The organism is Streptomyces sp. NPDC055287 (genome assembly GCF_053646035.1).
Genome location: NZ_JBSHNE010000022.1, coordinates 79,194 through 104,998, shown reverse-complemented (window position 1 = coordinate 104,998; position 25,805 = coordinate 79,194). Strand labels below are relative to the sequence as shown.

The 25,805-nt window shown below is 71.4% G+C and carries 25 protein-coding genes, 1 tRNA gene and 2 pseudogenes; 14 read left to right on the top strand and 14 right to left on the bottom strand.

Going from position 1 to position 25,805, the window contains the following annotated elements:
* Positions 1-165 precede the first annotated feature (165 nt).
* Positions 166-849 carry a DUF461 domain-containing protein gene (locus ACWIHY_RS27905; protein ID WP_454378441.1) on the bottom strand — a complete coding sequence of 228 codons (684 nt, stop codon included), beginning with the start codon at positions 847-849 and terminating at the stop codon, positions 166-168.
* A 569-nt stretch (positions 850-1,418) separates the two neighbouring features.
* On the opposite strand from ACWIHY_RS27905, the gene ACWIHY_RS27900 reads away from it, so the two are divergent.
* From ACWIHY_RS27900 to ACWIHY_RS27875, 6 genes are all read left to right on the top strand, one after another.
* Complete coding sequence (locus ACWIHY_RS27900) at positions 1,419-1,901, top strand: CarD family transcriptional regulator (RefSeq protein WP_006380568.1); 483 nt, start codon at positions 1,419-1,421, stop codon at positions 1,899-1,901.
* A 342-nt stretch (positions 1,902-2,243) separates the two neighbouring features.
* Positions 2,244-2,999, top strand: coding sequence for a 2-C-methyl-D-erythritol 4-phosphate cytidylyltransferase (ispD, locus tag ACWIHY_RS27895; RefSeq protein WP_454378439.1), 756 nt, complete (start codon positions 2,244-2,246; stop codon positions 2,997-2,999).
* Positions 2,989-3,492, top strand: coding sequence for a 2-C-methyl-D-erythritol 2,4-cyclodiphosphate synthase (gene ispF / locus ACWIHY_RS27890; protein ID WP_454378437.1), 504 nt, complete (start codon positions 2,989-2,991; stop codon positions 3,490-3,492). Before ispD ends, ispF begins: the two co-directional genes overlap by 11 nt.
* A gap of 191 nt (positions 3,493-3,683) precedes the next feature.
* Positions 3,684-5,087 carry a cysteine--tRNA ligase gene (gene cysS / locus ACWIHY_RS27885; protein ID WP_454378435.1) on the top strand — a complete coding sequence of 468 codons (1,404 nt, stop codon included), beginning with the start codon at positions 3,684-3,686 and terminating at the stop codon, positions 5,085-5,087.
* Between the two features lie 112 nt (positions 5,088-5,199).
* A complete protein-coding gene (gene rlmB / locus ACWIHY_RS27880) occupies positions 5,200-6,156 on the top strand; it encodes a 23S rRNA (guanosine(2251)-2'-O)-methyltransferase RlmB (RefSeq protein ID WP_454378434.1) in 957 nt (318 codons plus the stop codon).
* A 108-nt stretch (positions 6,157-6,264) separates the two neighbouring features.
* Positions 6,265-7,953: a DoxX family membrane protein gene (locus ACWIHY_RS27875; RefSeq protein ID WP_454378432.1), complete on the top strand. Its 1,689-nt coding sequence runs from the start codon at positions 6,265-6,267 to the stop codon at positions 7,951-7,953.
* A 162-nt stretch (positions 7,954-8,115) separates the two neighbouring features.
* Here ACWIHY_RS27875 and ACWIHY_RS27870 read toward each other — a convergent pair whose 3' ends face one another.
* The 3 genes from ACWIHY_RS27870 to ACWIHY_RS27860 form a co-directional block, all read right to left on the bottom strand.
* On the bottom strand, positions 8,116-8,841 hold the full coding sequence (locus ACWIHY_RS27870) for a nucleotidyltransferase family protein (RefSeq protein ID WP_454378430.1): 726 nt from the start codon (positions 8,839-8,841) through the stop codon (positions 8,116-8,118).
* Between the two features lie 39 nt (positions 8,842-8,880).
* Positions 8,881-9,297 carry a hypothetical protein gene (locus tag ACWIHY_RS27865; RefSeq protein ID WP_454378429.1) on the bottom strand — a complete coding sequence of 139 codons (417 nt, stop codon included), beginning with the start codon at positions 9,295-9,297 and terminating at the stop codon, positions 8,881-8,883.
* A 232-nt stretch (positions 9,298-9,529) separates the two neighbouring features.
* Positions 9,530-10,666: an ABC transporter ATP-binding protein gene (locus tag ACWIHY_RS27860; protein WP_454378460.1), complete on the bottom strand. Its 1,137-nt coding sequence runs from the start codon at positions 10,664-10,666 to the stop codon at positions 9,530-9,532.
* A gap of 239 nt (positions 10,667-10,905) precedes the next feature.
* On the opposite strand from ACWIHY_RS27860, the gene ACWIHY_RS27855 reads away from it, so the two are divergent.
* Positions 10,906-10,983, top strand: a tRNA-Thr gene (locus ACWIHY_RS27855).
* Positions 10,984-11,042: 59 nt separating this feature from the next.
* Here ACWIHY_RS27855 and ACWIHY_RS27850 read toward each other — a convergent pair.
* Positions 11,043-12,434: an NAD(P)/FAD-dependent oxidoreductase gene (locus ACWIHY_RS27850; RefSeq protein ID WP_454378427.1), complete on the bottom strand. Its 1,392-nt coding sequence runs from the start codon at positions 12,432-12,434 to the stop codon at positions 11,043-11,045.
* Positions 12,435-12,644: 210 nt separating this feature from the next.
* On the opposite strand from ACWIHY_RS27850, the pseudogene ACWIHY_RS27845 reads away from it, so the two are divergent.
* Positions 12,645-12,924, top strand: a pseudogene (locus ACWIHY_RS27845) (aminoglycoside phosphotransferase family protein); the annotation flags it as partial.
* Positions 12,921-13,394, top strand: coding sequence for an N-acetyltransferase family protein (locus ACWIHY_RS27840; protein ID WP_454378425.1), 474 nt, complete (start codon positions 12,921-12,923; stop codon positions 13,392-13,394). The pseudogene ACWIHY_RS27845 and the gene ACWIHY_RS27840, both read left to right, overlap by 4 nt.
* A 42-nt stretch (positions 13,395-13,436) precedes the next feature.
* Here ACWIHY_RS27840 and ACWIHY_RS27835 read toward each other — a convergent pair whose 3' ends face one another.
* From ACWIHY_RS27835 to ACWIHY_RS27825, 3 genes are all read right to left on the bottom strand, one after another.
* On the bottom strand, positions 13,437-14,783 hold the full coding sequence (locus ACWIHY_RS27835; protein WP_454378424.1) for an FG-GAP and VCBS repeat-containing protein: 1,347 nt from the start codon (positions 14,781-14,783) through the stop codon (positions 13,437-13,439).
* A 181-nt stretch (positions 14,784-14,964) separates the two neighbouring features.
* Positions 14,965-15,999: a zinc-binding dehydrogenase gene (locus ACWIHY_RS27830; RefSeq protein ID WP_454378422.1), complete on the bottom strand. Its 1,035-nt coding sequence runs from the start codon at positions 15,997-15,999 to the stop codon at positions 14,965-14,967.
* A gap of 51 nt (positions 16,000-16,050) precedes the next feature.
* Entirely contained in the window at positions 16,051-17,244 is a 1,194-nt protein-coding gene (locus ACWIHY_RS27825; RefSeq protein WP_454378420.1) for a phytoene desaturase family protein, read from the bottom strand.
* A gap of 112 nt (positions 17,245-17,356) precedes the next feature.
* On the opposite strand from ACWIHY_RS27825, the gene ACWIHY_RS27820 reads away from it, so the two are divergent.
* Complete coding sequence (locus tag ACWIHY_RS27820) at positions 17,357-18,055, top strand: pentapeptide repeat-containing protein (protein WP_454378418.1); 699 nt, start codon at positions 17,357-17,359, stop codon at positions 18,053-18,055.
* A gap of 3 nt (positions 18,056-18,058) precedes the next feature.
* Here ACWIHY_RS27820 and ACWIHY_RS27815 read toward each other — a convergent pair whose 3' ends face one another.
* From ACWIHY_RS27815 to ACWIHY_RS27805, 3 genes are all read right to left on the bottom strand, one after another.
* Positions 18,059-18,562, bottom strand: coding sequence for a hypothetical protein (locus ACWIHY_RS27815; protein ID WP_454378416.1), 504 nt, complete (start codon positions 18,560-18,562; stop codon positions 18,059-18,061).
* 174 nt (positions 18,563-18,736) lie between these two features.
* Positions 18,737-19,378: a response regulator gene (locus ACWIHY_RS27810; protein WP_454378415.1), complete on the bottom strand. Its 642-nt coding sequence runs from the start codon at positions 19,376-19,378 to the stop codon at positions 18,737-18,739.
* Entirely contained in the window at positions 19,375-20,511 is a 1,137-nt protein-coding gene (locus ACWIHY_RS27805) for a sensor histidine kinase (RefSeq protein WP_454378458.1), read from the bottom strand. The genes ACWIHY_RS27810 and ACWIHY_RS27805 overlap by 4 nt, the downstream gene beginning before the upstream one ends.
* 331 nt (positions 20,512-20,842) lie before the next feature.
* Here ACWIHY_RS27805 and ACWIHY_RS27800 point away from each other — a divergent pair, with 331 nt between their 5' ends.
* The 3 genes from ACWIHY_RS27800 to ACWIHY_RS27790 all read left to right on the top strand — a co-directional run bounded on the left by ACWIHY_RS27800 (position 20,843) and on the right by ACWIHY_RS27790 (position 23,727).
* Complete coding sequence (locus ACWIHY_RS27800) at positions 20,843-21,400, top strand: GlcG/HbpS family heme-binding protein (RefSeq protein WP_454378413.1); 558 nt, start codon at positions 20,843-20,845, stop codon at positions 21,398-21,400.
* Between the two features lie 45 nt (positions 21,401-21,445).
* Positions 21,446-22,078, top strand: coding sequence for an ankyrin repeat domain-containing protein (locus tag ACWIHY_RS27795; RefSeq protein ID WP_454378412.1), 633 nt, complete (start codon positions 21,446-21,448; stop codon positions 22,076-22,078).
* Between the two features lie 188 nt (positions 22,079-22,266).
* Complete coding sequence (locus tag ACWIHY_RS27790; protein ID WP_454378456.1) at positions 22,267-23,727, top strand: M1 family metallopeptidase; 1,461 nt, start codon at positions 22,267-22,269, stop codon at positions 23,725-23,727.
* On the opposite strand, the pseudogene ACWIHY_RS27785 reads toward ACWIHY_RS27790, so the two are convergent.
* Together ACWIHY_RS27785 and ACWIHY_RS27780 are read right to left on the bottom strand one after the other, a co-directional pair.
* A pseudogene (locus tag ACWIHY_RS27785) lies at positions 23,720-23,881 on the bottom strand (M4 family metallopeptidase); the annotation flags it as partial. The gene ACWIHY_RS27790 and the pseudogene ACWIHY_RS27785 sit on opposite strands and share 8 nt — an antisense overlap.
* Before the next feature lie 197 nt (positions 23,882-24,078).
* A complete protein-coding gene (locus ACWIHY_RS27780) occupies positions 24,079-24,654 on the bottom strand; it encodes a TerD family protein (RefSeq protein WP_454378410.1) in 576 nt (191 codons plus the stop codon).
* 155 nt (positions 24,655-24,809) lie between these two features.
* Between ACWIHY_RS27780 and arfB the strand changes: the two genes are divergently transcribed.
* Positions 24,810-25,235: an alternative ribosome rescue aminoacyl-tRNA hydrolase ArfB gene (gene arfB / locus ACWIHY_RS27775; RefSeq protein ID WP_454378409.1), complete on the top strand. Its 426-nt coding sequence runs from the start codon at positions 24,810-24,812 to the stop codon at positions 25,233-25,235.
* Between the two features lie 36 nt (positions 25,236-25,271).
* On the opposite strand, the gene ACWIHY_RS27770 is transcribed toward arfB, so the two are convergent.
* Positions 25,272-25,772, bottom strand: coding sequence for a flavin reductase family protein (locus ACWIHY_RS27770; protein WP_454378407.1), 501 nt, complete (start codon positions 25,770-25,772; stop codon positions 25,272-25,274).
* Positions 25,773-25,805 lie beyond the last annotated feature (33 nt).

The window sequence follows — 25,805 nt, the reverse complement described above, 5'->3', positions numbered from 1 at the left end:
GTCCTGAGCCTCCGTCTTGAGCCGCTCGGCCTCGTTCGACGCCTCACTGCGCAGCCGTACGGCGACGGGCGCGCCCCCCGGGCGCGGCGGCGGCCCCCCCCGCCCCCCCCCCCGGCTCCCACGGGCGGGGGGCGCCCCCTTCAGTCTGTCGCGCGTGTACGGGCGTCAGTGACCCGCGCCGCCGTGCTCCCCGCCTTCGTCGGAGGATGCCGAGGTGCCCCCCGACGGGGTCGTCGACGCGGTGGAACCCGCCTCGCCGGTGGCCGACTCCGTCGGGCTGCCCGACGGAGTGGCGGTCGCCGAGCCGGACGGCGACTGGGCCGGCGGCTTCGGGAGCTCGCTCGGGCCGATGTCCTTGAAGTACTGCGTGGCCGGGACCACGAACGCCCGCAGCTCGACCGTGCCGGTATCGCTGAGCTCGAAGACGACGGGCTGCGCGTCGCCGTCCTTCGCCGCCTCGCGGCCGCTCTCGATCACGGCGGAGGCGTTGCCTTCGCCGCCGAGGAGGAGCGAACCGCCGGCAGGCACGGTCAGCGGGCCGGAGCCCTTGGCCGGCTTGAGCTTCACCTTGGCGCTCGTGCCGGGCAGCGTGACCGCTTCGAGCGTCTGCGCCTCGGCCCCGTTGTTGAAGACCGTTCCGGTGACGACCGCGGGTCCCTCGGCGTCGAGCTCCGGCTGGGTGACGATCGTCGCGTTCTGGATCTTGATGTTGTCGACGGTGGTTGCGGCATTGTCCGGCCTGACCCCCAGCGTCTGCGCGTCGTTGCCCGCACCACAGGCGGCAAGCGAAGCGATCGAGAACACGATGGCGGTGGCGGCGAGGGCACCGCGTCGAAGGCTGCGGCTCACGGCGGAGGCATCTCCTGTTAGACGGGTTCGAGCGGCGTGAAGCCGCCCCGAGGGTGTGATCGGCGCGCTTAGGTTACCGAGCCGTCGGGCGGCCCTCGCACCCGACCCGCCCCACCCCGCCCGCCCATACCGGCCGCCGGAGACCTTGCGGCTTGTTTCGTACGTCGTTCACATATCAGGGGGAGGTCATGCGTGCGTCCCGCGTGCGGATTATCCGTATGGAATGTATGGGGGCTCCGGAGAATTGATCACTGCCGCACGTGATCAATTCCCGATTGTGGCCGAACGGGTAGCCGATCGGCGAACGGAGTACACCAAGTTCACCGCTTGGAACCCGGCAAAACGGGACGTTCAGCCTCTTCGGAGGCCTCTGCGATGGGTGTAACGTACGCGTTTCTCTGCGCCCGTACAGCCGCTCCGACCTGCGAATACCCGCTTCCGGAACCCCTGCGCAGCACGTTCGTGTTGCTGTTGTCAAGCCCCGAGATATGCCCTGACCTGCGGAAACGCCATTCAGAAGAAGCCGTATCCGTGTTACTCTGGATAGCCACGGAAGGGGTACCTGTCACATGACGTTCAAGGTTGGCGACACCGTGGTCTATCCCCATCACGGGGCCGCACTGATCGAGGCTATCGAAACTCGCCAGATCAAAGGTGTGGACAAGACCTACTTGGTGCTCAAGGTTGCCCAGGGTGACTTGACTGTTCGTGTGCCTGCGGACAATGCGGAGTTCGTCGGTGTACGCGATGTAGTCGGTCAGGAAGGGCTCGACCGGGTCTTCGAGGTGCTGCGTGCACCGTATGCCGAAGAGCCGACGAACTGGTCCCGGCGCTACAAGGCAAATCTCGAGAAGCTCGCCTCCGGTGATGTCATCAAGGTCGCCGAGGTAGTCCGCGACCTGTGGCGCCGTGAGCGTGAGCGCGGTCTCTCCGCAGGTGAGAAGCGCATGCTCGCCAAGGCGCGCCAGATCCTGGTGAGCGAGCTCGCACTCGCGGAGAACACCAATGAAGACAAGGCCGAGGCTCTGCTCGACGAGGTCCTCGCGTCCTGACTCCGGGTCGCAGGGACTCCTTCCCTGATACCCAGTAATGATGCCGCGGTGCCCGCCGACAAGGTTCTCCAGCCCTTGTTGCGGGCGCTGCGGCATGTTGCGTTTCCTCCGCGCGCCTGATCCCCGTCCCCGCGTGCCCTGATGCGGTGCCTCTGTGCGTTGATGCCTGGTGCTCTGGTGCTCTGGTGTGCCGGGCCCGGGCAGCTGGCTCGACCAGTCCTCACGGAAGGGGCCGGTCAAGGCGTCGCGCCCGGCACGCTGTGGCCATACCCACCAGGGCCGCGGACACAAACCTGGCGGACCCAAACCCGTTCCCGAAGCATGTCGGCCCCGGAGCTACCGATGACAGACGAATCGCGCCCCACGCCCACTCCGCGCACCGCCGCCGTGATCCCCGCGGCCGGCCGCGGCGTACGGCTGGGCCCCGGCGCGCCCAAGGCGCTCCGCGCGCTGAGCGGCACCCCCATGCTGATCCACGCGGTACGGGCCATGGCCAACTCCAGGGCCGTCTCGCTCGTCGTCGTGGTGGCCCCGAAGGACGGCGCCGCCGAGGTCAAGAACCTCCTCGGCGAACACGCCCTGCCCGAGCGGACGGACTTCCTCGTCGTACCGGGCGGTGAGACCCGCCAGGAGTCGGTGCGGCTCGGACTCGAAGCGCTGCCCGCCGACATCACCGCGGTCCTCGTGCACGACGCGGCACGCCCGCTCGTACCCGTCGACACCGTCGACGCGGTCATCGAGGCCGTACGGGACGGAGCGCCGGCCGTGGTGCCCGCGATGCCGCTGGCCGACACCGTCAAGGAGGTCGAGCCCGGTGAGAAGGGCGAGCCCGAGCCGGTCGTCGCCACGCCCGCGCGGGCCCGCCTGCGCGCCGTACAGACTCCGCAGGGCTTCGACCGGGCCACGCTCGTGCGTGCGCACGCGACGATCGCGGCGAGCGGGGAAGGCGCGACGGACTGCGCCGGGATGGTCGAGCAGCTCGGCGTGCAGGTCGTGGTCGTGCCCGGCCACGAAGAGGCATTCAAGGTGACCCGGCCGCTGGACCTCGTCCTGGCCGAGGCGGTACTCGCCCGCAGGAGGGCCAACGATGGCTTCTGACATTCCCTCGCTTCCCCCGCTGCCGCTCGTCGGCATCGGCACCGACATCCACGCCTTCGAGGAGGGCCGCGAGCTGTGGTGCGGAGGCCTGCTCTGGGAGGGCGAGGGCCCCGGCCTGGCCGGCCACTCGGACGCCGACGTCGTCGCGCACGCCGCCTGCAACGCGCTCTTCTCCGCGGCCGGCCTGGGTGACCTCGGTGCGCACTTCGGCACCGGGCGTCCTGAGTGGTCCGGTGCGTCCGGCATCACACTGCTGACCGAGGCCGCGCGGATCGTACGGTCCGAGGGCTTCGGGATCGGGAACGTCGCCGTGCAGGTCGTCGGCGTACGGCCGAAGATCGGCAAGCGCCGGGAGGAAGCACAGAAGGTGCTGTCGGCGGCGGTCGGGGCGCCGGTCTCGCTCTCTGCCGCGACGTCCGACGGCCTCGGCTTCACCGGCCGGGGCGAGGGCCTGGCGGCGATCGCCACGGCGTTGGTGGTCCGCACCGGCTGAAGTCCGCCGCTGGGCGGGCAGTCCGGCCCGTCCGGCGTTCGAGGGAACGCCCGCAGGACGTCCGTGGCCCGGGCTCCGCAGGAGACGCTCAGCCCGTACGGGTGAAGCGGAACGGATGCGACCGCTGCGCCGCGACCCCTTGCACCGGAAAGGGTCGCTGGGCACTGCCGTCCGCCCACTACCCTGGTGTGGTGACTATTCGGCTGTACGACACCAGCGCCCGGCAGACTCGCGACTTCGCCCCGCTCACGCCGGGCTGCGTCTCGATCTACCTCTGTGGCGCTACCGTGCAGGCCGCCCCGCACATCGGCCACATCAGGTCGGGCCTCAACTTCGACATCATGCGCCGCTGGTTCACGTACCGGGGCTACGACGTGACGTTCATCCGCAATGTCACGGACATCGACGACAAGATCATCGGGAAGTCGGCCGAGCAGGGCCGCCCCTGGTGGTCCATCGGGTACGAGAACGAGCGCGCCTTCAACGACGGCTACGACGCCCTCGGCTGCCTCCCGCCCACGTACGAGCCACGCGCCACCGGCCACGTCACCGAGATGGTCGAGATGATGCGCGGCCTCATCGAGCGCGGTCACGCCTACGAGGCCGACGGGAACGTCTACTTCGACGTCCGCTCGCACCCCGGCTACCTGGAGCTCTCCAACCAGGAGCTCGACAACCTCCTCCAGCCGTCCGGCGAGGGCGAGACCGGCAAGCGCGACCAGCGCGACTTCGCCATGTGGAAGGCCGCGAAGCCGGGCGAGCCGAGCTGGGAGACCCCGTGGGGACGCGGGCGTCCCGGCTGGCACCTGGAGTGCTCCGCGATGGCCCACAAGTACCTGGGCTCCGCCTTCGACATCCACGGCGGCGGGATCGACCTGATCTTCCCGCACCACGAGAACGAGATCGCCCAGGCCAAGGCCTTCGGCGACGACTTCGCCAAGTACTGGGTGCACAACCACTGGGTCACCATGGCCGGCGAGAAGATGTCGAAGTCGCTCGGCAACTCGGTGCTCGTCAGCGAGATGGTCAAGGCATGGCGCCCGATCGTGCTGCGCTACTACCTCGGTACGCCGCACTACCGCTCCACCATCGAGTACAGCGAGGACGCCCTGCGCGAGGCCGAGTCCGCCTTCGCGCGCATCGAGGGCTTCGTCCAGCGCGTGATCGAGAAGGCGGGGGGCGTCGTCGAGCCCGCGGCCGAGGTCCCGCCCGCCTTCGCCGAGGCGATGGACGACGACCTGGGCGTCCCGCAGGCGCTCGCGATCGTCCACACCACCGTGCGCCAGGGCAACTCCGCGCTGGCCGCCGACGACAAGGACGAGGCCGTCGCACGGCTCGCGGAGGTACGGGCGATGCTTGCCGTCCTCGGCCTCGACCCGCTGTCCGAGCAGTGGACGGGCGGCGGCACGGAGCGCGGCGAGGACCTCCACGGGGTCGTCGACACGCTCGTACGCCTCGTACTCGACCAGCGGCAGTCGGCCCGTGACCGCAAGGACTGGGCCGCGGCGGACGCGATCCGCGACCAGCTCCAGCAGTCCGGCCTCGTCATCGAGGACAGTCCGTCGGGCCCGCGATGGACCCTCGGATCACGCTGACGGGCGCGCCGGGCACCGTGCGCGGCACGCGCGATGTGCCGCCCGGCGTCCCGGGCGGCACACTTTCACTTATACGTACGTACGTCTGAAGCAACGGAACAGGTAACAGGTCATGGCCGGGAACAGCCAGCGCAGGAACCGCCGCACGTCCAACAAGAAGGGCGCTACGGTCGGCAGCGGTGGCCAGCGACGCCGCGGCCTGGAAGGCAAGGGCCCGACGCCGCCGGCCGAGGCCCGTAAGAAGCACAAGAAGAACCGCATCGCGACCGCCAAGGCCAAGCAGGCCGCGGTCCGCCGCCCGGCCCCGCGCCGCGGCGGCGCCAAGGGCACGTCCGAGATGGTCGTGGGCCGCAACCCGGTCTTCGAGGCGCTGCGCGACGGCGTCCCGGCGACCACGCTGTACGTCCAGCAGTACATCGACAACGACGAGCGGGTGCGCGAGGCGCTCCAGCTCGCGGGCGAGCGCGGCAACATCAACCTGATGGAGGCCCCGCGTCCGGAGCTCGACCGGATGACGAACGGCCTGAACCACCAGGGCCTCGTCCTCCAGGTCCCGCCGTACGAGTACGCGCACCCGGACGACCTCACGGCGGCGGCGTACGACAAGCACGAGGACCCGCTGATCGTCGCCCTCGACGGTGTGACCGACCCGCGCAACCTCGGCGCGATCGTCCGCTCCGTCTCCGCGTTCGGCGGCCACGGCGTGGTCGTGCCGGAGCGCCGCGCGGCGGGCATGACGGCCGGCGCGTGGAAGTCCTCCGCCGGTACGGCGGCCCGTACGCCGGTCTCCCGCGTCACCAACCTGACGCGCGCCCTGGAGAGCTACCAGAAGGCCGGGATCACGGTCGTCGGCCTCGCGGCGGACGGCGAGCACACGGTCCAGGACCTGGAGCAGCTCGGCGGCCCGGTCGTCATCGTCATCGGCAGTGAGGGCAAGGGCCTCGGCCGCCTCGTCGGCGAGACGTGCGACTACCTCGTCCGCATCCCGATGCCGGGCGGCGCCGAGTCGCTGAACGCCGGTGTGGCGGCGGGCATCGTGCTCTGGGAAGCGGCGCAGCGCAGGCGCTGATCCGGAGGCGTGGGCGGAGTCGGATATGTCCCGGTAAGGGTGTCTTGACGGGTCTCGGACAGATCGGGGGCGTCAAGGCAGTGTCCTAACGACACATCACTCGGTTAGATGAGCGTGGACACCAGAACACCCGGGTTCGACGATCAGCCCGCCCTGAGCATGGTCAAGGTGCCCTGCGACCCAGCGCAGGTCATCGTCAACCACGCCAGCTTCCGCGTGCAGCTCGCCCCGGCCCAGAGCCAACGGCCCGTCCCGCCGTACGCGGGCGCGGGCGGTGTGGGCAGTGGGCTGGGGGGCACGGCTCGCATTCCGGCGATGGCCGGTGCGACCGCAGGCCGACGGCGGGCGCCCGTCGTCTGGAGCGGGAAGTCCGAGCCGGGAGACCCCGGCGCCACCGGGCTGCTCCAGGCCGTACGCAACTCCTCCCCCGGCGAGCGCCTCGACAGCGGCGCCACGCAGGTCATCCCCCGGCTCGCCGTGGGCGAGACCGCAGAGGACACAGCGGCGATCCCCACCGTCATCAGGCCGCGCTCCGAGCCGCCCATGACGCAGATGCTGCCCAGAATGAAGCAGACGGTCGGCGCGTACGACGTACCCGACCGGACAGGCGAAGACGCCTACGCCGCCAGGGAGTTCGACGACGACTACGACGACGACGAGTACGAGCAGGACGGTGAGCGCGGCCGCCGCGGCGGCGCCGACGCCGTCCGGCACGCGTACTACCCCGGGCGGCGGATGAACCTCGGCGTGGTGCTGCTGCCGCTCCGCGTGTTCCTCGGCTTCATCTCCATCTACGCCGGCATGGGCAAACTCTGCGACCCCGTGTACTTCGACGGCGGCGAACGCGGCTCCATGGTCAAGTGGCTCACTTCGCTGCACCCCTGGACCGTCGCCGAGCCGCTGCGCGACTTCGCGCTGAGCCACCCGGTGGGCGCCGGCCTGACCGTCGCGTTCCTCCAGGTCGTCGTCGGCGTGCTGACGGTGCTGGGGCTGTGGCAGCGCGTCGCCGCCTGCTTCGGCACGCTGCTCTCCGCCGCGCTGATCATGACGGTGAGCTGGAAGACCGTACCGGCGTACGACGCGCCCGACATCATCTACCTCGCCGCCTGGTCCCCGCTGATCATCGCGGGCGCGCCCGTCTACTCCATTGACGGCCGCCTCGCCGGCGAGGCCTGGCGCAAGCTCGGGCCGCGCTCGGAACTGTGGGAGCTGCGGTGCCGCGTACTGCGGCGCGGCACCGTCGTCGCCTCCCTCGTGGTGGGAGTCACGCTGCTCATCGGCTCGATGCTGGGCGGGGCCGTACGTTCCTCGGACATCGTCACCGTGCCCGGTCCGAACGACGACCCGACCAACTACCTCCCCGGGGCCCCGCTCCCCCAGGAGACGGGAGGCAGCACCGGCCGCGCCTCGCAGGGCCCGACCGGCCGCAGCCCCGCCCCCTCGGCGAGCAGCTCCGCCGGCCCCTCGGCCAGGGCCACGACGCCCGGCACGGTCCGTGAGACGGGCACGGTCGGCACGGACGTCCAGCGGCCGAGCCAGACGCAGGGCAGCACGGCCGGCCAGGCCCCGCCCCAGCGGCAGCCCGCGCCCCCGCAGGCGCCCACCACCAGCGCGGGACCGACGACCAGCGGCGGGGCGGGCAGCGGCGGGACCACGGGCGGCAGCAGCACCACCGGTGGGACCACCGGCGGCGGTACGACGAGCGGCACCACGGGCGGCAGCGGCACCGGCGGCAGCGGTGGCGGCAGCGGCAGCGGTGGCAGCGGCGGCCGGGTGATCGGCGGCCTGCTCGGCTGACGCGGCCGCGACGTATCGCCGCGACGTCACAAGGAAGGGCCCGGCGCACGGGATGTGCGCCGGGCCCTTCTCCGCGTATCGGCCGGCCGGCAGGGGAACCGGCCCGGCACGGGGGCCAGCGGCGTACCGGAATCAACGGGTAAAGAAATCAGCGTGGCGTACTCAACCGCGCGCGGCGGCGAGCTCCTTGGCGGCCTCGCTCAAGTCCTTGGCGGTGTCGATGGCCCGCCAGTACGCCCCGTGCGGCAGCGGGAAGCCCGCCAGAAGGCGCTCTCGCGCCAGCCGGGGGAACGTGGTGCGTTCGTGGTCGCCCAGGTCCGGGAGAAGCGCTGTGAAGGCCGCTGAGAAGACGTACACGCCCGCGTTGATGAGGTAGGGCGAGGGCGGCGACTCGATGAAGTCCGTGATGTGGCCGAAGGCGTCCGTCTCGACGGCGCCCCACGGGATCCGGGGGCGGGCCAGGGCGAGGGTCGCGGTCGCGTCGCGCTCGGCGTGGAAGGCGGCCATGTCCTGGAGGGAGAAGCGCGTCCAGATGTCGCCGTTGGTCGCGTACCAGGGCTGTTCGGGGTCCGGAAGGTGCGCGGCGGCGTACTTGAGGCCGCCGCCGCGGCCCAACGGCTCGCTCTCCACCACGGTGGTGACACGCAGCGGAAGGTCGGTCGTGTCCAGCCACTGCTGGAGCACGCCGGCGAGATGGCCGCAGGAGATGACCGCGTCGGTCACGCCTTCCGCGGCGAGCCAGGAAAGCTGATGGCCGATGATCGGGGTCCCGGTGCCAGGGATCTCGACCATCGGCTTGGGGCGGTCGTCGGTGTACGGGCGCAGTCGCGAGCCCTGGCCGCCGGCCAGGACCACGGCCTGCGTCGGATACGTCGTCGTACGGGTCATACGGGGCACGATATGCGGCAGGACGCCGTCGGCCGCCGCTCAGCCCGTCTGCCGGGCGACGCCGGAGGCGAAGGAGGTGTCGCAGACGGGGCGCGAGAACGACTGCGCGCGCGTCGGACCGTACTGCTTCACGGCGGCGCGGCCGAGCGAGCGGGCGATCGACATGCAGTGCTGGGCGAGCGAAGGGCGCCGCTCGACCTCGCGCTGGAGGTGCGTGAGCGCGACACCGGGGTCCTTCTCCTGGAGCTCCAGAAGGAGCTTGTCGCGCAGAATGTCCTGCGGAGCGCGGGGCTTGGCGCGTACGTTTGCCTTCTCGGACGACGCGGTCAGAACCTGCGTCTCGGGTCCGCTCGTGGACCACGGGACGTTGGCGACCGCGAGGGTCCCGGAGAGCACCAGGACGACGGGCAGGACGAGAGCGAGACTTCGGCCGATTCGGCGGGCTGTGTGGGTCACGCGAGTGAGCGTAGCGGGCAGTAATGATTTGGAGACATTTAGTCACTCTCCCGGGGGATGGTTCGATGGCATTTTTCGAATTGGGTGTTGACGTACGGAATTCGAAATGCCCGATCTGCCGGGGTATTTGTCGACACCCCGCACCTCGGCGCAAACACGAAGTGGGCCCCGCACCGAAGTGCGGGGCCCACCTTCGTACCGGGATCCGATGCCGGATGCCAGGTGTCGGATGTCAGTCGCTGAGGCGCTCGCCCGTCGAGGAGGAGAAGACGTGCGTCTCGCCCGCGCGCGGCACGACGTGCAGCTCGGTGCCCTTGCCCGGGACGGCGCGGCCGTTGACGCGGACGACCAGGTCCTGATGGCCGCCGCCGACCTGCGCGCTGCCGTAGACGTAACCGTCGGCGCCGAGTTCCTCGACGACGTTGACGGTGACGGCCAGGCCGGCCGGGGCGTCGTCGGTGGTCTTGGTGAGGGACGCGGCGGCGGCGCCGTTCTGCTCGACGATGTCGAAGTGCTCGGGACGGACGCCGACGGTGACGGTCGTGTCGCCCCGGTCGGCGGCGGCGGAGAGCGCCTCGCGCGAGACGGGAACGACGCTGTTGCCGAACTTCACGCCGCCGTCGGTGATCGGGACCTCGACGAGGTTCATGGCGGGCGAGCCGATGAAGCCGGCGACGAAGAGGTTCGCGGGACGGTCGTACATGTTGCGCGGGGAGTCGACCTGCTGGAGCAGACCGTCCTTCAGTACCGCGACCCGGTCGCCCATCGTCATGGCCTCGACCTGGTCGTGCGTGACGTACACGGTGGTGATGCCCAGGCGGCGCTGGAGCGAGGCGATCTGCGTACGCGTGGAGACGCGGAGCTTGGCGTCGAGGTTCGACAGCGGCTCGTCCATGAGGAAGACCTGGGGCTCACGCACGATGGCGCGACCCATCGCGACACGCTGGCGCTGACCGCCGGAGAGGGCCTTGGGCTTGCGATCCAGGTACTCGGTGAGGTCGAGGATCTTCGCGGCCTCTTCGACCTTCTTGCGGATCTCGCTCTTGTTCACGCCGGCGATCTTGAGCGCGAAGCCCATGTTGTCGGCGACGGACATGTGCGGGTACAGCGCGTAGTTCTGGAACACCATGGCGATGTCCCGGTCCTTCGGCGGCAGGTGCGTGACGTCGCGGTCACCGATGCGGATGGCGCCGCCGTTGACGTCCTCGAGACCCGCGAGCATGCGCAGGGAGGTCGACTTGCCGCAGCCGGAGGGGCCGACGAGAACGAGGAACTCGCCGTCCTCGATCTCGATGTCGAGCTGGTCGACGGCGGGCTTGGTGGAGCCCGGGTAAATCCGGGTGGCCTTGTCGAACGTGACAGTTGCCATGGTGATGTTCTCCTTCACCGGCAGGAACGTGCCGGACGATCCGAGTAAGGGAGTGGTGTAGTCCACCAGTGTGAACCTGCCGTGACGCTACCTGGCGAGGCCGGTTCTGTCAGTAGCGGGAAGGGAACGGTTTTCGAGAGGCGTGACCGCAGGGGCCGGGTGCGCAACGTGATGGATTGGGGATCAGGGGCCTGTGTAGAGTGGAGCAGCCTTCGCGCGCGGCTCTGACGTGGTGCGACGCCTCCTTAGCTCAGTCCGGCCAGAGCAACGCACTTGTAATGCGTAGGTCGTCGGTTCGAATCCGACAGGGGGCTCCAGCAGGCAAAACGCCCCGGACTCGACGAGTCCGGGGCGTTTGCTTTTGTGATTGTGGGGCTCAGCTGCGGCCCGCGATGCGGTCGGCGGTCCTGGCGATCGGGTCCGTTTCGGTGGTGCGGCCGTGGGCCTCGCGGCGGTCCGCCGTGCGGTAGGCGGCGTACATGGCCTGGACTCCGAGCCAGCGGAAGGGTTCCGGCTCCCACTTGCGGACCTTGTGGTTGACCCAGGGGAGGGTGGTCAGGTCGGTCGGGCCGCCCTGGCCCGAGTCCTGCTGGATCAGGTCGCGCAGGGTGCGGGCGGCGAGATTGGTCGTCGCCACGCCGCTGCCGACGTAGCCGCCCGCCCAGCCGATGCCGGTCGAGCGGTCGAGGGCGACGGTGGAGCACCAGTCGCGGGGGACGCCGAGCACGCCCGACCAGGCGTGGGCGATGGGGATGCCGGCCGTGGTGGGGAAGAAGCGGACGAGGATCTCGCGCAGGGCGTCGATGGTGGCGGGCTGGGTGCGGCCGTCGTTGTCGGTACGGGAGCCGTAGCGGTACGGGACGCCGCGGCCGCCGAGGGCGATGCGGTCGTCGGCGGTGCGCTGCGCGTACATGTAGGCGTGGGCCATGTCGCCGAGGGTCTCGCGGCCGTCCCAGCCGATCGTTTCCCAGACGGAGGCGGGGACCGGTTCGGTGACGATCATCGAGGAGTTCATGGGGAGCCAGGCGCGGCGCTGCCCCTTGAGGCCGGCGGTGAAGCCCTCGGTGCAGCGCAGGATGTACGGGGCGCGGACCGTGCCGTAGGGGGTGACGGCGTGCTTGGGCTTGATCTCCGTGACCGGGGTGGATTCGTGGATCGTCACGCCCAGGGCTTCGACCGCCGCGGCCAGGCCCTTGAGGAGCTTGACGGGGTGCAGGCGGGCGCCGTGCGGGGTCCACGTGGAGCCGACGGCGCCGGTCACGCGGATGCGTTCGGCGGTCTCGCGGGCGCCGTGGAGGGTGCGTTCCTTCTCGCCGAAGGCGATCTCGGCGGCGTGGAAGTGCTTGAGGCGGGCGAGCTGGGCGGGCGTGTAGGCGACTTCGAGTACGCCGCCCTGGTGGATGTCGGCGTCGATGTTCTCGGCGGCGGCGGTGTTGATGACCTCGGTGACCGTGTCGTTCATGGCCTGCTGGAGGCGGACGGCGGCGTCGTGGCCGTGCAGCTTGGCGTAGCGGTCGCGGCCGGCGATGCCGTTGTAGAGCCAGCCGCCATTGCGGCCGGAGGCGCCGTAGCCGCAGAACTTGGCTTCCAGGACGGTGATGTTGAGGAAGGGGACGGCCTTCTTGAGGTAGTACGCCGTCCACAGGCCGGTGTAGCCGGCGCCGACGATGCAGACGTCGGCCGTCGCGTCGCCGGGCAGGGGCTCGCGGGGGTCGGGCATGCCTTCGTTCGCGTACCAGTAGGAGATGCCGCCGTTGACGGTGCTCATGATGCCCCTGCGTTCGTTTCCGCTGCTGATCAGTGGTGGTGGCCGGGACGCTAGCGGGCGGGGGTGGGGTGCGGCAATGGAGGGGGGCCTTTGCGCGGTCGTAGGATCCGGCCGCGATCGAGATTCCGGAAGCTCTGGCCGTGACGCAGGTGGAGTTCGACGGGTGACGCGGGGCGGGAGTGGATCGCCGCGCTGCCCGGGGCGGGGCGCGGTGAGCCCTGGGTGGTGATCGATCCGAAGCCGCCGGCGGGGGATACGGGGTTCGAGCTGTTGCCGGCGCTGGTGAACCGGTTCGACGGGGCAGGTCGGGGCGCGGTTCGACCTGATGACGGAGGTGCTGGGGCTCGACCGGGGGCGGGCGCGGGCGTGGACGCTCGGGCGGGTGCTGCAGAACTTTCTGTGGGACTGGGAGGACGAGGAGGCCGGGGAGGGGGAGCTGCCGGGGGAGCAGGTGGAGGTCGCGCGGGCATTGCTTACGCTGCGGGGATGATTCGAAACGCCACACCTGCCGATGTCCCTGTCATTCACGAGATGGTCCGCGAACTCGCCGAGTACGAGAAGGCGTTGCACGAGGCGCGGGCGAGCGAGGAGCAGTTGCGTGAGGCGCTCTTCGGGGAGCGCCCGGCGGCGTACGCGCACATCGCGGAGACGGAGGAGGGGGAGATCGCGGGCTTCGCGCTGTGGTTCCTGAACTTCTCCACGTGGCGCGGGGTGCACGGGATCTATCTGGAGGACTTGTACGTGCGGCCTTCGCGGCGCGGGGGCGGGCACGGGAAGGCGCTGCTGGCGTCGTTGGCCCGGATCTGTGTGGAGCGGGGGTACGAGCGGCTGGAGTGGTCCGTCCTGGACTGGAACGAGCCGTCGATCAACTTCTACCGGTCGCTGGGTGCGCTGCCGCAGGACGAGTGGACGGTGTACCGGCTGACGGACGGGGCGCTGGCGGAACTGGGCGGGAGCTAGCCGCGGGGGACGTCGCCCCCGCGACCGGAGCGTGGCGGCTTCTTACTGGAGCATGCCTTCGATGACGCCCCCGTCGGCCGGGGAGACGCCCGTCGTGGTGATGCCGGACGCCGTGCCGGGGAGGCGCAGCGAGTCGGCGGCTATGCCGGTGGCGTACAGGTCGGCGTAGCCGTCGCGGTCGGTGTCACGGAGGCGGACCGTGGAGCCGAAGCAGTCGTTCCATGCCACGGAGCCCGGTACGCCGGTGGTGTCGCGGGAGAACCACTGGGAGCCGGTGCCGGTGAGGCCGCTTGCGCTGCCCTTCAGGACGTGGACTCCACCGGCATCCGCGTGGTCGCCGATCTTCTCTCCGTCCACGCCGACCGCCAGGTCCTTGTAGCCGTCGCCGTTGACGTCGGCGGCCGAGACGGAACCGCCGAAGCGGTCATCGGTCTCGGGTGTGCCGGCGACGCCGCTGGTGGCCTGGGTGATGCGGGCGCTGGTGCCGGGACCGGTCGAGGAGCCGTACCAGACCGACACCCGGCCCTTGTAGTTGTCGTGCATCAGCGTGCCGAACGCGATGTCGCCGTATCCGTCCTTGTTGAAGTCGGCGATCACGCCCGGCCGCGGGTCGGCGTAGTCCGTGGCGAGGCGTAGGGTCTTGCCGCCGGTCGGCGTCGAGCCGCCCTTGATGAACCAGGCGTCCGTGGCGAAGACGTTCGGGACGTCGACCACCCCGACGATCACCAGATCGGTGCTGGAGTCACCGTTCAGCTTGCCGGCGGTCAGGGACTGGGCGGCGAAGCCCGTCTTGGCCAGGGTGGACACGGAACCGGCCACGCCGGTGCGGGTGATGGACCCTCGGTAGACGTAGGTCTTGCCTGCGCTGGTGGCGGCGAGGTCCTTCTTTCCGTCTCCGTTGAAGTCTGCGGCGGCGAGGCCGCGGCCGAAGCGGCCGTTGGAGACCTTCGCGCCCATGTTGGGGACCGAGGTGCCGCCGTTGAGGCCGCTCGCGCTGCCCCACAGGATGGTGACGGAGCCCTGGTCGACGCGCCCGTCGACGTCCTCGCCGTACGCCGTCACCGCCAGGTCGGCGTAGCCGTCGGCGTTGAAGTCGGCGGGGGTCCTGATATCGCCGAACATGTCGTCCGCCTCGTCGCTGCCGGGGACGCCGGTGCTCGACTGGGTGATGAGCTGGGTCCGGGTGCCGGGGCCGTCGGCGGTGCCGAACGTGACGCGGACGCCGCCGCCGTTGTTCGCGGTGAACTCGTAGGCGGCGTAGTCGCGGTAGCCGTCACCGTTGAAGTCGTCGGCGTACTTGGCGGCGGCCGCTGCCGCGCCGGGCGCAGTGACGACCGGAACGATGGACGCCACGAGAAGTGCCGCGCCGGCGGCATGGCGTATGCGCATGAATGTCTCCTGATGTGTTCGCTACCGCCCGTTGCCCCCGGGGAGTGGTCCGGCAAGAGCGGTTGACGTACAGGAGACGATCAAAGGGCGTGCGAGGTTGTAGGGGTCTCAGGACTGGATGCCGGCCGTGCCGAAAGGGGCCCCGGCGGCCGCGCCGGGCGGCCGGGACGTGCGCCGACCGCTACGGGACGAGGACGACCTTGCCCATCGTGCCGCGCGTTTCCAGGGCGTGATGGGCCGCCGCCGCCTCCGCGAGGGGGAAGCGCTGGACTGCCGGGACCAGACGGCCGGCCGCCGCTTCCGCGAGGGCGCGGTTCTCCAGGGTGCGCAGGGGGTTGTCGCCGCCGGCTCTGCCGAGCATCGCGGGGCCGAGTACGCCCTCGGAGGTGATGCCGCGCGCGGCCAGTTCCTCGTCGGTGAAGGTCAGCGGGGAGCCGTCGTGCAGGCCGTCCGAGGACCAGCCGAAGACGACGTGCTGTCCGCCTCTGCCGAGGAGGTCCACGGCCGCGCGGCCGGTGTCCCCGCCGACCGAGTCGAAGACGACGGTGGCGCCGCCGTCGCCGAGGAACTCGCGTACGCGCTCCGGCCAGTCGGGCAGCGTGTAGTCGACGGCCAGGTCGGCGCCGTTCTCCTGTACGCGGGCGACCTTGGCGGGGCCGCCGGCCAGGCCGATGACGGTGCCCCCGGCGTTCTTCACGTACTGGACGAGGAGCGTGCCGATGCCGCCGGCGGCCGCCGGGACGACGGCGACGGTGTCGGCTGTCACCTCGGTGAACTGGAGGATTCCCATGGTGGTGCGGCCGGTGCCGATCATGGCGACGGCCTGGGCCTCGTCGAGGTTCTCCGGGATTTCCTGGAGGCGCTCGGCGTCGGTGACGGCCAGTTCGGCGTAGCCGCCGGAGGAGGTCCGGGGGTTTCCACCGGAAGGCTGGGGCATGCCGAGGTGGACGACGACGCGCTTGCCGAGCCACGACGGGTCGGTGCCCTCGCCGAGCGACTCCACCGTGCCGGCGACCTCGCGGCCGGGGACGGAGGGCAGTTCGGCGGGGGCGGGGAAGGGGCCCGGCATGCCCTGGCGCAGGGCGGTGTCGAGCAGGTGCACGCCGGCCGCCGCGACGGCGATGCGGACCTGGCCGGGGCCCGGGACGGGGTCGTCGGTCTTCTCGTACGTGAGATTCTCGGCGGGGCCGAAGGCGTGAAGGCGGACTGCGTGCATGACGGGCTCCTCGGAACTTCAGGGCTTCCGGATCTTTGACACGGCTCAGACTCATGCCTCAAGCGCGGTTGAGGTCAAGCCCTTGCCGGCCGCCGGTCCTTCGGGCTCCCGCAGCGCCAGTGTCGCCGCCTCCAGGCCGCTGTTGAACGCCACTTCGGCCAGCAGGCCCGGGGCCGCCACCTGGTCGCCCGCGAGGAACACGCCGTCACCGCGGTTGACGGAGGGGCGGTCCCGCCACGTGGTGCCGGGCCGGTCGAGTGCGCCCGTACGGCCCGCGGCGAGGGCCTCGCGCCGCCAGGTGGTGCGCTCGCGCCAGCCGGGGAAGCCGAGGTCGAGGAGGCGTTCGCCGCGCGCGATGCCGTCGGCCCTGGTCTCGTCGGGGGCGATCGGGAACTGGCTCTGGAGAAGCTGTTCGCCGGCCGGGGCGAGGGAGGGGTCCTGGGCGGTGAACCGTTCGATCCAGCCCGGCGCCTGGAGGTCGGAGATGATGAACGGGTCGCCCCTGCGCGTCCTGACGGCCAGATCGAGCAGTACCGTACGCCCGCTGTCCCAGGTCAGGGAGGCGTCGCCGAGCAGCCGGCGGGCCGCGTCCAGGGAGGTCGCGACGATCACGGGGCCGCGGTTGTCGGGGAGGGCGGTGACGCGCTCCGTCGTCTCGATCCGTACGCCGAGATTCCAGGCCCGCGCGGCCATCCGGTCGACGACCGAGGCCCAGCCGCCGCGCGGATAGTGCGCCTCGGGCGGCAGCTTGACGACGCGCCGCAGCCGCTCCTGCACGAAGCGGGCGGAGAGGGAGCCCGGGTCGTGGTGGAAGAGGGCAACCGCGACGAAGTGCGCTGTCGTGCGCGCCCCTGCCTCGCCCACCTCGCCGGTGGCCCAGGTCAGGAAGTCGGCGTCCACGGGGGCTTTCGCGGCGGAGCGCAGGGCGAGTTTCACCATCGCGAGCGGTGGGGTACGCCGCAGGGCGCCGCCCCGGTGGAAGCGCAGGCGGGCGGCTTCGAGCGGGGGCACGGCCACGACCGGGCCGAGCAGGTCACGCTGCTTGAGCCAGCCCCAGAGCGGGCCGCCGTTGTAGAGGGCGTGCGGGCCTTCGTTCGTCCGGTACGGTCCCTCGGCGGTGCGGGCCCGTCCGCCGAGGGTGTGGTGGGCCTCGTACAGCGTCACCTTGGCGCCCGATTCGGCCGCGGTGACGGCTGCGGTGAGGCCGGCGACGCCGCCGCCGATGACAGTGATGTGGTGCCGCATCTTCCGCTCTCCTTGCCGTGGTGGTCGCTCTCACGGGTGTGACGGACGGCGGGTTCGCGGATGTGACATCGGGGCCGGCGGAATTGTCAGTGGGGTGGTCCAGCATGGGGGGATGGCACGGAACGCGAGCACTCAGCCGAAGAAGTCCCCGCCCGTACGTCCCGTACGGCGCCCGGAGGTGCGGCTGCCGCCGCTGGAGCCGTTCGGCCCCGGTGAACTGGAGTCGGAGGGGGACTACGACGGCGTGGAGTTCCGCGAGCTGGACCTGACGGCGCAGGAGGGGCGCGGGGCCCGTTTCATGGACTGCGGCCTGTACGGCGTGGCGCTCGACGAGACGAGACTGGGCCGGGCGCGCTTCATCGACTCGGTGCTGGACGGGGTCCGGGGCGTGGGCACCGACCTGGCCGAGGCGTCCCTGCGCGACGTGGAGGTGATCGACGCCCGGCTCGGCGGGGTCCAGCTGCACGCGTCGTCGCTGGAGCGGGTGCTGGTGCGGGGCGGGAAGATCGATTACCTGAACCTGCGCACGGCGCGCCTCAAGGACGTCGTCTTCGAGGGCTGTGTGCTCGTCGAGCCGGACTTCGGCGGGGCGCGCCTGGAGCGGGTGGAGTTCCGCGACTGCGTACTGCGGCGGGCGGACTTCAGCGCGGCGACGATGGCCGACGTGGACCTGCGTACGGTCGCGGAGCTGGACATCGCACGGGGTGTCGACCGGCTGGCGGGCTCGGTGATCAGCCCGTCCCAACTCCTTGAACTGGCGCCGGCGTTCGCGACGCAGATCGGGGTGCGGGTGGAGAGCCCGGGGGGCTAGGGGTCAGGAGGGCAGGCGGGGGAAGCGGGCCTGGAGGTCCCAGATCGCCGGGTTGTCGGCGAGGCCGTCGTGCATGTCGGTGAGGTCCGCGATCAGGTCGTGCAGGAAGTCGCGGGCCTCGCGGCGGAGCAGCCGGTGGCCGAAGGTGATCGGGGGCTCCTCGACCGGCATCCAGTCGGCCGCGATGTCGACCCAGCCGAAGCGGCGCTCGAAGAGCATCCGGTCCGTCGACTCGGTGAAGTCCAGCTCGGCGAACTGCGGCTTGGCGGAGCGGCTGCCGCGCGGGTCCTGGTCGAGCAGCTCGACGATGTCGCACAGGGCCCACGCGAAGTCGAGCACGGGAACCCATCCCCAGGCTGTGGACACTTCCCGGTCCGCCTTGGTGTCGGCGAGATACACGTCCCCGCAGAAGAGGTCGTGCCGCAGGTCGTGGACGCCGGCGCGCCGGTAGTCGGTCTGCGGGGGGTCGGGGAAGCGGCGGGAGAGGGAGTAGCCGATGTCGAGCACGTAGTCGATGGTGTCACGCCCGGCGAGGCTCTCCGTACGGCCGGGAAACGGAGCGCTCCTGGCCCCGAGCTCTTCCCCTGCTGCCCCGCGCTCGGCCCACCTGCGTGAGGGCCAGGGGCCCCGTGCCCCCGCCCCGGCACAACGCTGTCCCCGCACACGCGCGACCCGCACACCTCACGGCAGCAGGCGTTGTTCCTTGGCCACCGCCACGGCGCCCGACCGCGTGTCCACTCCGAGCTTGGCGTAGATGCGGCCCAGGTGCGTCTTCACCGTCGCCTCGCTGATGAACAGCGCGCGGGCGATCTCCCGGTTGCCCAGGCCGTGCGCCAGCTGCCCCAGGATGTCCGTCTCCCGCTCCGTCAGCGTCGGGCGGCCCGCCCCGCGCATGCGGTCCATGACGCGGCTGGCGACCGGTGGGGAGAGCGTCGTGCGGCCCTGGGCGGCCGAGCGGATCGCGGTGAAGAGTTCCTCGGGGCGCTCCGCCTTGAGCAGGTAGCCCGTCGCGCCCGCCTCGATCGCCCGCGTGATGTCCGCGTCCGTGTCGTACGTCGTCAGGACCAGCACATGCACTCCGGTCGGAGCGATGCGACGGGTCGCCTCGACCCCGTCGATGCCGGCTCCCAGCTGGAGATCCATCAGGACCACGTCCGGGCTCAGCTTGGCGGCCAGTGCCACCGCCTCCTCGCCGCTGCCCGCCTCGCCGACGACCTCGATGTCCGGTTCGCTGCCCAGCAGGGCGAGCAGTCCGGCGCGTACGACCACGTGGTCGTCGCAGAGCAGAATGCGTACCGGGTTCACGGGCTGCGCGGGATTCATGGCCGAGGCTCCAGGGGGATCGCGGCGGAGAGCACGGTGCCCTCCCCGGGGGCGGACTCGATCGTCAGGGTGCCGCCGAGCTGCCGCACGCGGGCACGCATCGCGGGCAGTCCGTGGCCGCGTACGCCGCCGCGTACGGACGGGGCTTCTGCGAAGCCCGTGCCGTCGTCGGCGATGTCCAGGACCACTTGGTCGCCGAGGTACGTCAGGGTGAGCGCCGCCGCCCGCGCGTTCGCGTGTTCGCGTACGTTCGCCAGCGCGCCCTGCGCGATCCGCAGGAGCGCCGACTGCACCCGGTCCGGCAGAGCGGCGACCGGCGCCCCGTCCACCCGGAAGGCTGCCGACTCCCGCGTGGCGAGCATCCGCAGTGCCTCCTCCAGGCTGCCGCCCTCGGCCAGGTCGGCGGGGGCCAGGTCGTGCACGAAGCGGCGCGCCTCGGCGAGGTTGCGTTCCGCGATGGACTCGGCCGTACGGACATGACCGCGCGCCGTCTCCGGGTCCGCTTCCCACTGCCGGTCCGCCGCCTGGAGGAGCATCTGCTGGCTGGACAGGCCCTGGGCCAGCGTGTCGTGGATCTCCATGGAGAGGCGCTGACGCTCGGCCAGCGTTCCCTCGCGCCGCTCGGTCGCGGCCAGTTCGCGGCGCGTACGGATGAGGTCGTCGATCAGCGCCCGCTGCCGCGCGGCCTGCCGCTGCATGTAGAGGAAGACGGCGGTCGCGACCGCCGCCACCGCCGGGGGCGCCAGCACCAGGTTCGGGTCGAAGCCGCCGCGGGCGAGCTGGAGCTGCGCGGCGACGACGAACGCGGTGAGCACGCAGACCAGGACGAGCGCGGCGCGGGAGGGCAGGGTACGCAGCCCGGTGTAGAAGAGCGGCACCGCGCACCAGGCGAAGCTCGGCGCCAGGACCACGAGCACCATCCACACGGCGACGACCCCGCCGAGCCAGACCAGCCTGCGGGGCGCGGGGCGGGCCGCCCCGGGGGCGGTGGGGCCCAGGACCGGGCCGAGGACGTACAGCAGGGCCAGCGTGATGCTCAGCGCGATGATCCACGGAGTGCGGGCCTCGCCGGGGTGCCGCAGCAGGAACCGGGTGAGCGAGGCGCCCAGGAGCAGGAAGAACGCCACGTGCATCACGGGGGCGAGCCAGCGGGCGTCGGGGTCCGGCTGCTGCGGACGCTCCTCCGGCCTGTGCTCCTGCGGCTCGTGCTCCTGCGCCTGCTGCACCGTTCGCTCCTCGCCGACCTGCGCCTGTGTCCCCATGGTGACCCGGTAGGACCAGAGCCGCATCAACCGATCGGCTGACGGGAAGGTCGGCCGTCCCGCGCACCGTATGCAGCCGGTACGCCGACGGTACGGGCCCGGCAGCGGCCGGAGGATCGATACCGGAGCCGGGTGAGGCGGAAGAACGCCCCACCGCGGTCCACCCGAGACCCCACCCGAGACCTTTCCCAGGAGTCCCGCCATGAAGAAGCTTTCGCTGCGCACCCGTGTCCTGACCGGCGCCGTCGCCGCTGCCGCCCTGAGCGCCGGCACCCTCGGTGCGATGTCCGCCAACGCCACCGAGCCCGCCGCCGCCCCGGCGGCCGCCGTCACGGCCGACGCGGCGAACAAGAACCTCCAGCAGTCCACCCACCTGACGATCGCCGCCGCGACCGAGGCCGCGCAGGCGGCCCTGGACGCCGCCGAGAACGAGAACCAGCGCATCACCGTCGCCGTGGTCGACCGCAACGGCAACACCGTCGTCACGCTGCGCGGCGACGGCGCCGGCCCGCAGTCGTACGAGTCCGCCGAGCGCAAGGCCTTCACCGCCGTCTCCTGGAACGCGCCCACTTCCGAGCTGGCCAAGCGCCTCGCCCAGGCCCCGAACCTGAAGGACATCCCGGGCACCCTCTTCCTGGCGGGCGGCGCCCCGGTCCAGGCCAAGGGCGCCCCGGTCGCGGGCATCGGTGTGGCCGGCGCGCCGAGCGGCGACCTGGACGAGAAGTTCGCGCGGGCGGGCGTCGCGGCGCTGGCCAAGTGAGCAAGCAGATACGAGTCGAGCAGTACGAGTGAGGAGGGCCTCCACATGAACCCGACCCCTGCCGAGCGACGGCTCCTCGACGCGGCCGCGCGCGGCGACGCGTCCGGTGTCCGGGCCGCCGTCGACGAAGGCGCCCGCGTCGAGAGTCGTGACGAGGAGCTGCGCACGCCGCTGCTGCTCGCCTCGCTCGGCAGTCGTGTGGAGGCCGCCGCGGTGCTGGTCGCGGCCGGGGCCGACCCGGACGCGCAGGACCGGCGCGAGGACAGCGCGTGGCTGGTCACGGGCGTGACCGGCAGCGTGCCGATGATGCGGGTGCTGCTGCCCGCCGGGCCCGACCTGAAGCTGCGCAACCGCTTCGGCGGGATCTCCCTGATCCCGGCGTGCGAGCGTGGCCATGTCGATTACGTACGGGCGGTGCTGCGCGAGACGGACATCGACGTCGACCACGTCAACCGGCTCGGCTGGACCGCCCTGCTGGAGGCCGTGATCCTGGGTGACGGCGGCCGCGCCCATCAGGAGATCGTCGAACTGCTCATCACGGCGGGCGCGACCCCGGACCTGCCGGACGGCGACGGGGTGACCCCGCTGGCCCACGCGGAGCGCCGGGGCTTCGACGCGATGGCGGGGCTGCTGCGGGCGGTCGGTCGCGAGGACCGCCGCGCGGGCACCGCAGGCTGACACCCGCTGCACCCGCTGCACCCGCTGCACCCGCTGCACCCGCTGCACCCGCTGCACCCGCTGACATCCGCTGGACCCCTGGCATCCCTGATACGCGCAGGCTGCCCGGGTGGGTGGCACATTTCGCGCATAGGATCATCTGTGTGGACCAATGGACTCGCGTACGCCGCACAGTTCCCGCCGTCGCCGTGGCCACCCTGCTCGCGCTCACGTCGTGCACGAGCCTCGGCGGCCTCGGCGGAGTCGAGGGCACACCGGGAGCGTCGGGCGTACGCGACCCGTACTTCCCGAGGCTCGGCAACGGCGGCTACGACGTCCAGCACTACGCCCTGACCCTCGACTACACCCCGGCACCCGGCAGCGGTGACAGCGCACCCGGCGACACACGTGGCAGCGCACCCGGCGACAGCACGCGCGGCGCCGGCCGCAGCGGCCGCGCGGACCACGGCGGCCCCGCGGGCCGGCTCACCGGTACCGCCGAGATCACCGCGCGCGCCACCCAGGACCTGAGTGCCTTCAACCTCGACCTCCACGGTCTGGACGTCTCGTCCGCGACCGTGGACGGCGCCGACGCCGCCGTCAGCCGCGCGGGCGACGAGCTGACGCTGCGCCCCGACGCCGAACTGTCCGACGGCGAGACCTTCACCGCCGTCGTCCGCTACGCCGGCAACCCGGCCACGATCGTCGATGCCGACGACTCGGAGGAGGGCTGGCTGACGACCGTGGACGGCGCGGTCGCGCTCGGCCAGCCGACCGGGTCGATGGCGTGGTTCCCGGGCAACAACCACCCCAGCGACAAGGCGTCGTACGACATCACGGTCACCGTGCCCAAGGGCCTGAAGGCCATCTCCAACGGCGAGTTGAAGAGCGAGCGGACCCGGGGCGGCCGCACCACCTTCGCCTGGCGCAACGGCGAGCCGATGGCCAGCTACCTCGCCACCGTCGCCATCGGCACGTACGAGACCAAGACCTCACGGACGCCGTCGGGCGTGCCCGTCCACACCGCCGTGGACCCGGCGGTCGCGAAGAGCAGCGCCGAGGTCCTGGCCACCGTCCCCGAGGTGATGGAGTGGGGCGTCAAGAACTTCGGCCCCTACCCCTTCTCCTCCACCGGCGCGATCGTCGAGCGCGGCAACGACTCCGAGTACGCCCTGGAGACCCAGACCAAGCCGGTCTTCCCCGGCGCGCCCGACCAGGGGCTGCTCGTCCACGAGCTCGCGCACCAGTGGTTCGGCGACTCGGTCACGCCCAAGTCCTGGCGGGACATGTGGCTCAACGAGGGGTTCGCGACGTACGCGGAATGGCTGTGGGCGGACGACTTCGAGCACATCCCCGTGGGCGCCAGCTTCCGCCGGGCGTTCGGTGAGAAGGCGAACTGGGCCTTCCCGCCGGCCAGTCCGCCGACCGCGGCCGACATCTCGGACGAACCGGTCTACGGGCGCGGGGCGATGGTGATCCACAAGGTCCGTGAAGCGGTGGGCGACGACGCCTTCTTCGACATCGTGCGGGGCTGGACCGCCGCCCACCGCCACGGCAACGCGTCGACGGACGACTTCACGGCGTACGTCGAGAAGGAGTCCGGCAAGGACCTGACGGCCCTCTGGGACACCTGGCTCTACGGGAAGAGCAAGCCGCGGGCCGCTACTTGACGTTGATGGCGGTCCAGGTGGCGGCGACCGCCTGGTACTCGGCGCTGCTCGCGCCGTACAGGTCGCCCGCCGCCTTGAGGGTCGCGGTGCGCGCGCTGGCGCAGTCGGTGGACGAGGTCATGCAGGCGGAGAGTGCCTTGTACCAGATATTGGCACGGTCTCGACAATCCTTGACCGGTTCTTGTCCGAAAGGTGCGTACCACTGTCCGTTAATCGGGCGTTGGGGCAATCCTTGCCTTGTTCATCGGGGCCGCCGCCGATGTATATGACGATCCGTCACATCGCCGGGGCCGTACGACGCAGCAGGGCCCCGGCCGAAGCCGGGGCCCTGCTCGATGCCGGTGGTGGGCGTCAGACGTTGACGCCGAAGTCCGTCGCGATGCCCGTCAGGCCGGACGCGTAGCCCTGGCCGACCGCGCGGAACTTCCACTCCGCGCCGTTGCGGTAGAGCTCGCCGAAGACCATCGCGGTCTCGGTGGCGGCGTCCTCGCTCAGGTCGTAGCGGGCGATCTCCGCGCCACCGGCCTGGTTGACGATGCGGATGTACGCGTTGCGCACCTGGCCGAAGTTCTGGCTGCGGGTCACCGCGTCGTAGATCGAGACCGGGAAGACGATCTTGTCCACGTCGGCCGGCAGGCCGGCCAGGTTGACGTTGATCGCCTCGTCGTCGCCCGCGCCCTCGCCACTGCGGTTGTCACCGGTGTGGACGATGGTCTGGTCCGGCGTCGCCTTGTTGTTGAAGAAGACGAAGTGCCCGTCGGAGTAGACCTTGCCGGTCGGGTTGACCGCGATCGCGGACGCGTCGAGGTCGAAGTCGGTACCGGTGGTCGTACGGACGTCCCAGCCGAGGCCCACCGTGACGGCGGTCAGGCCCGGGGCCTCCTTGGTGAGCGAGACGTTGCCGCCCTTGGACAGACTTACAGCCATCGGGGAGTCCTCTTCCTTGAAGTCGTGCGGGCCGGTCGGACCGTGGGTCCGAAGCTACCGTCACCCGCTCTAACGCCGACAGGCCGCCGCAAGGTTCCAGGTCTCCACGGAAAAGTGGGTGACGGGACGGCCACGGACACGGGATCATTGGACGCATGTCCGGGCCTCATGTCATTCGCGGTGCTGTCTCCCTGCCGGAGGCAGAGCTCATGTGGCGTTTCTCCAGGTCCTCCGGGCCCGGCGGCCAGCACGTCAACACCACGGACTCCCAGGCGGAACTCCGCTTCGACCTGGCGAAGACCGAAGCGCTGCCTCCCGTCTGGAAGGAGCGCGCCCTGGAGCGGCTCGCCTCCCGGCTCGTCGGCGGCGTCGTCTCCGTACGGTCGTCCGAGCACCGTTCCCAGTGGCGCAACCGCGAAACCGCGCTCGTACGCATGGCGGCCCTGCTCGCCGAGGCGACCGCCCCGCCGCCCAGGCCGCGCCGGGCCAAGAAGATCCCCCGGGGAATCAACGAGCGCCGCCTGCGCAACAAGAAGGCCCGCGGCGAAACGAAGCGCGGCCGTTCGGGCGGATGGGACTAGCGACTGGGCGGAAGCAGCGCCGTACGCGCACAGCCCTCAGGCCAGATGCCGGTACCGGCCCATGAAGTAGGTGAGCGGGCCGCCGTCCGCGCCCGGCAGTCCGACGTCGAGCACCCGGCCGATCACCAGCGTGTGGTCCCCCGCCTCCACCCGCTGCTCCGTCCTGCACTCCACCACCGCGAGCGCGCCGCCGATCAGCGGGGCCCCGGACACCGTGCCGCGCGTATGGGGGATGTCCTCGAACAGCAGTCTGTCGCTCAGGCGGCCCTTCATCGCGAACCGCCCCGCGATGTGTCGCTGGTTCTCCGACAGCAGCGAGACCGCCCACAGCGGCTGCTCGGCCAGCAGATCGTCCATGCGTGAGCCGTTGCGCACGCTCACCAGCACCAGCGGCGGGTCGAGCGACACCGACATGAACGCCGTCGCCGTCATGCCGACGTCCTCGCCGCGCGCGCCACTGTCCCGATCGTGCGCGGTCACGAGGGTCACGCCCGCCGTGAAGCGGGCCATCGCGGCCCGGAACTCTTCGCTGCTCACCCCCACAGGATGGGGGATCGGGGCGGGGGGCTG

Bases quoted from the DNA above. Each gene is read 5' to 3' on its own strand.
- ACWIHY_RS27900 (WP_006380568.1), top strand. From the start codon at position 1,419: ATGACGTTCAAGGTTGGCGACACCGTGGTCTATCCCCATCACGGGGCC.
- ispD (WP_454378439.1), top strand. From the start codon at position 2,244: ATGACAGACGAATCGCGCCCCACGCCCACTCCGCGCACCGCCGCCGTG.
- ispF (WP_454378437.1), top strand. From the start codon at position 2,989: ATGGCTTCTGACATTCCCTCGCTTCCCCCGCTGCCGCTCGTCGGCATC.
- rlmB (WP_454378434.1), top strand. From the start codon at position 5,200: ATGGCCGGGAACAGCCAGCGCAGGAACCGCCGCACGTCCAACAAGAAG.
- ACWIHY_RS27875 (WP_454378432.1), top strand. From the start codon at position 6,265: ATGAGCGTGGACACCAGAACACCCGGGTTCGACGATCAGCCCGCCCTG.
- ACWIHY_RS27870 (WP_454378430.1), bottom strand. From the start codon at position 8,841: ATGACCCGTACGACGACGTATCCGACGCAGGCCGTGGTCCTGGCCGGC.
- ACWIHY_RS27860 (WP_454378460.1), bottom strand. From the start codon at position 10,666: ATGGCAACTGTCACGTTCGACAAGGCCACCCGGATTTACCCGGGCTCC.
- ACWIHY_RS27850 (WP_454378427.1), bottom strand. From the start codon at position 12,434: ATGAGCACCGTCAACGGCGGCATCTCCTACTGGTACGCGAACGAAGGC.
- ACWIHY_RS27840 (WP_454378425.1), top strand. From the start codon at position 12,921: ATGATTCGAAACGCCACACCTGCCGATGTCCCTGTCATTCACGAGATG.
- ACWIHY_RS27835 (WP_454378424.1), bottom strand. From the start codon at position 14,783: ATGCGCATACGCCATGCCGCCGGCGCGGCACTTCTCGTGGCGTCCATC.
- ACWIHY_RS27830 (WP_454378422.1), bottom strand. From the start codon at position 15,999: ATGCACGCAGTCCGCCTTCACGCCTTCGGCCCCGCCGAGAATCTCACG.
- ACWIHY_RS27825 (WP_454378420.1), bottom strand. From the start codon at position 17,244: ATGCGGCACCACATCACTGTCATCGGCGGCGGCGTCGCCGGCCTCACC.
- ACWIHY_RS27820 (WP_454378418.1), top strand. From the start codon at position 17,357: ATGGCACGGAACGCGAGCACTCAGCCGAAGAAGTCCCCGCCCGTACGT.
- ACWIHY_RS27810 (WP_454378415.1), bottom strand. From the start codon at position 19,378: ATGAATCCCGCGCAGCCCGTGAACCCGGTACGCATTCTGCTCTGCGAC.
- ACWIHY_RS27805 (WP_454378458.1), bottom strand. From the start codon at position 20,511: ATGCACGTGGCGTTCTTCCTGCTCCTGGGCGCCTCGCTCACCCGGTTC.
- ACWIHY_RS27800 (WP_454378413.1), top strand. From the start codon at position 20,843: ATGAAGAAGCTTTCGCTGCGCACCCGTGTCCTGACCGGCGCCGTCGCC.
- ACWIHY_RS27795 (WP_454378412.1), top strand. From the start codon at position 21,446: ATGAACCCGACCCCTGCCGAGCGACGGCTCCTCGACGCGGCCGCGCGC.
- ACWIHY_RS27780 (WP_454378410.1), bottom strand. From the start codon at position 24,654: ATGGCTGTAAGTCTGTCCAAGGGCGGCAACGTCTCGCTCACCAAGGAG.
- arfB (WP_454378409.1), top strand. From the start codon at position 24,810: ATGTCCGGGCCTCATGTCATTCGCGGTGCTGTCTCCCTGCCGGAGGCA.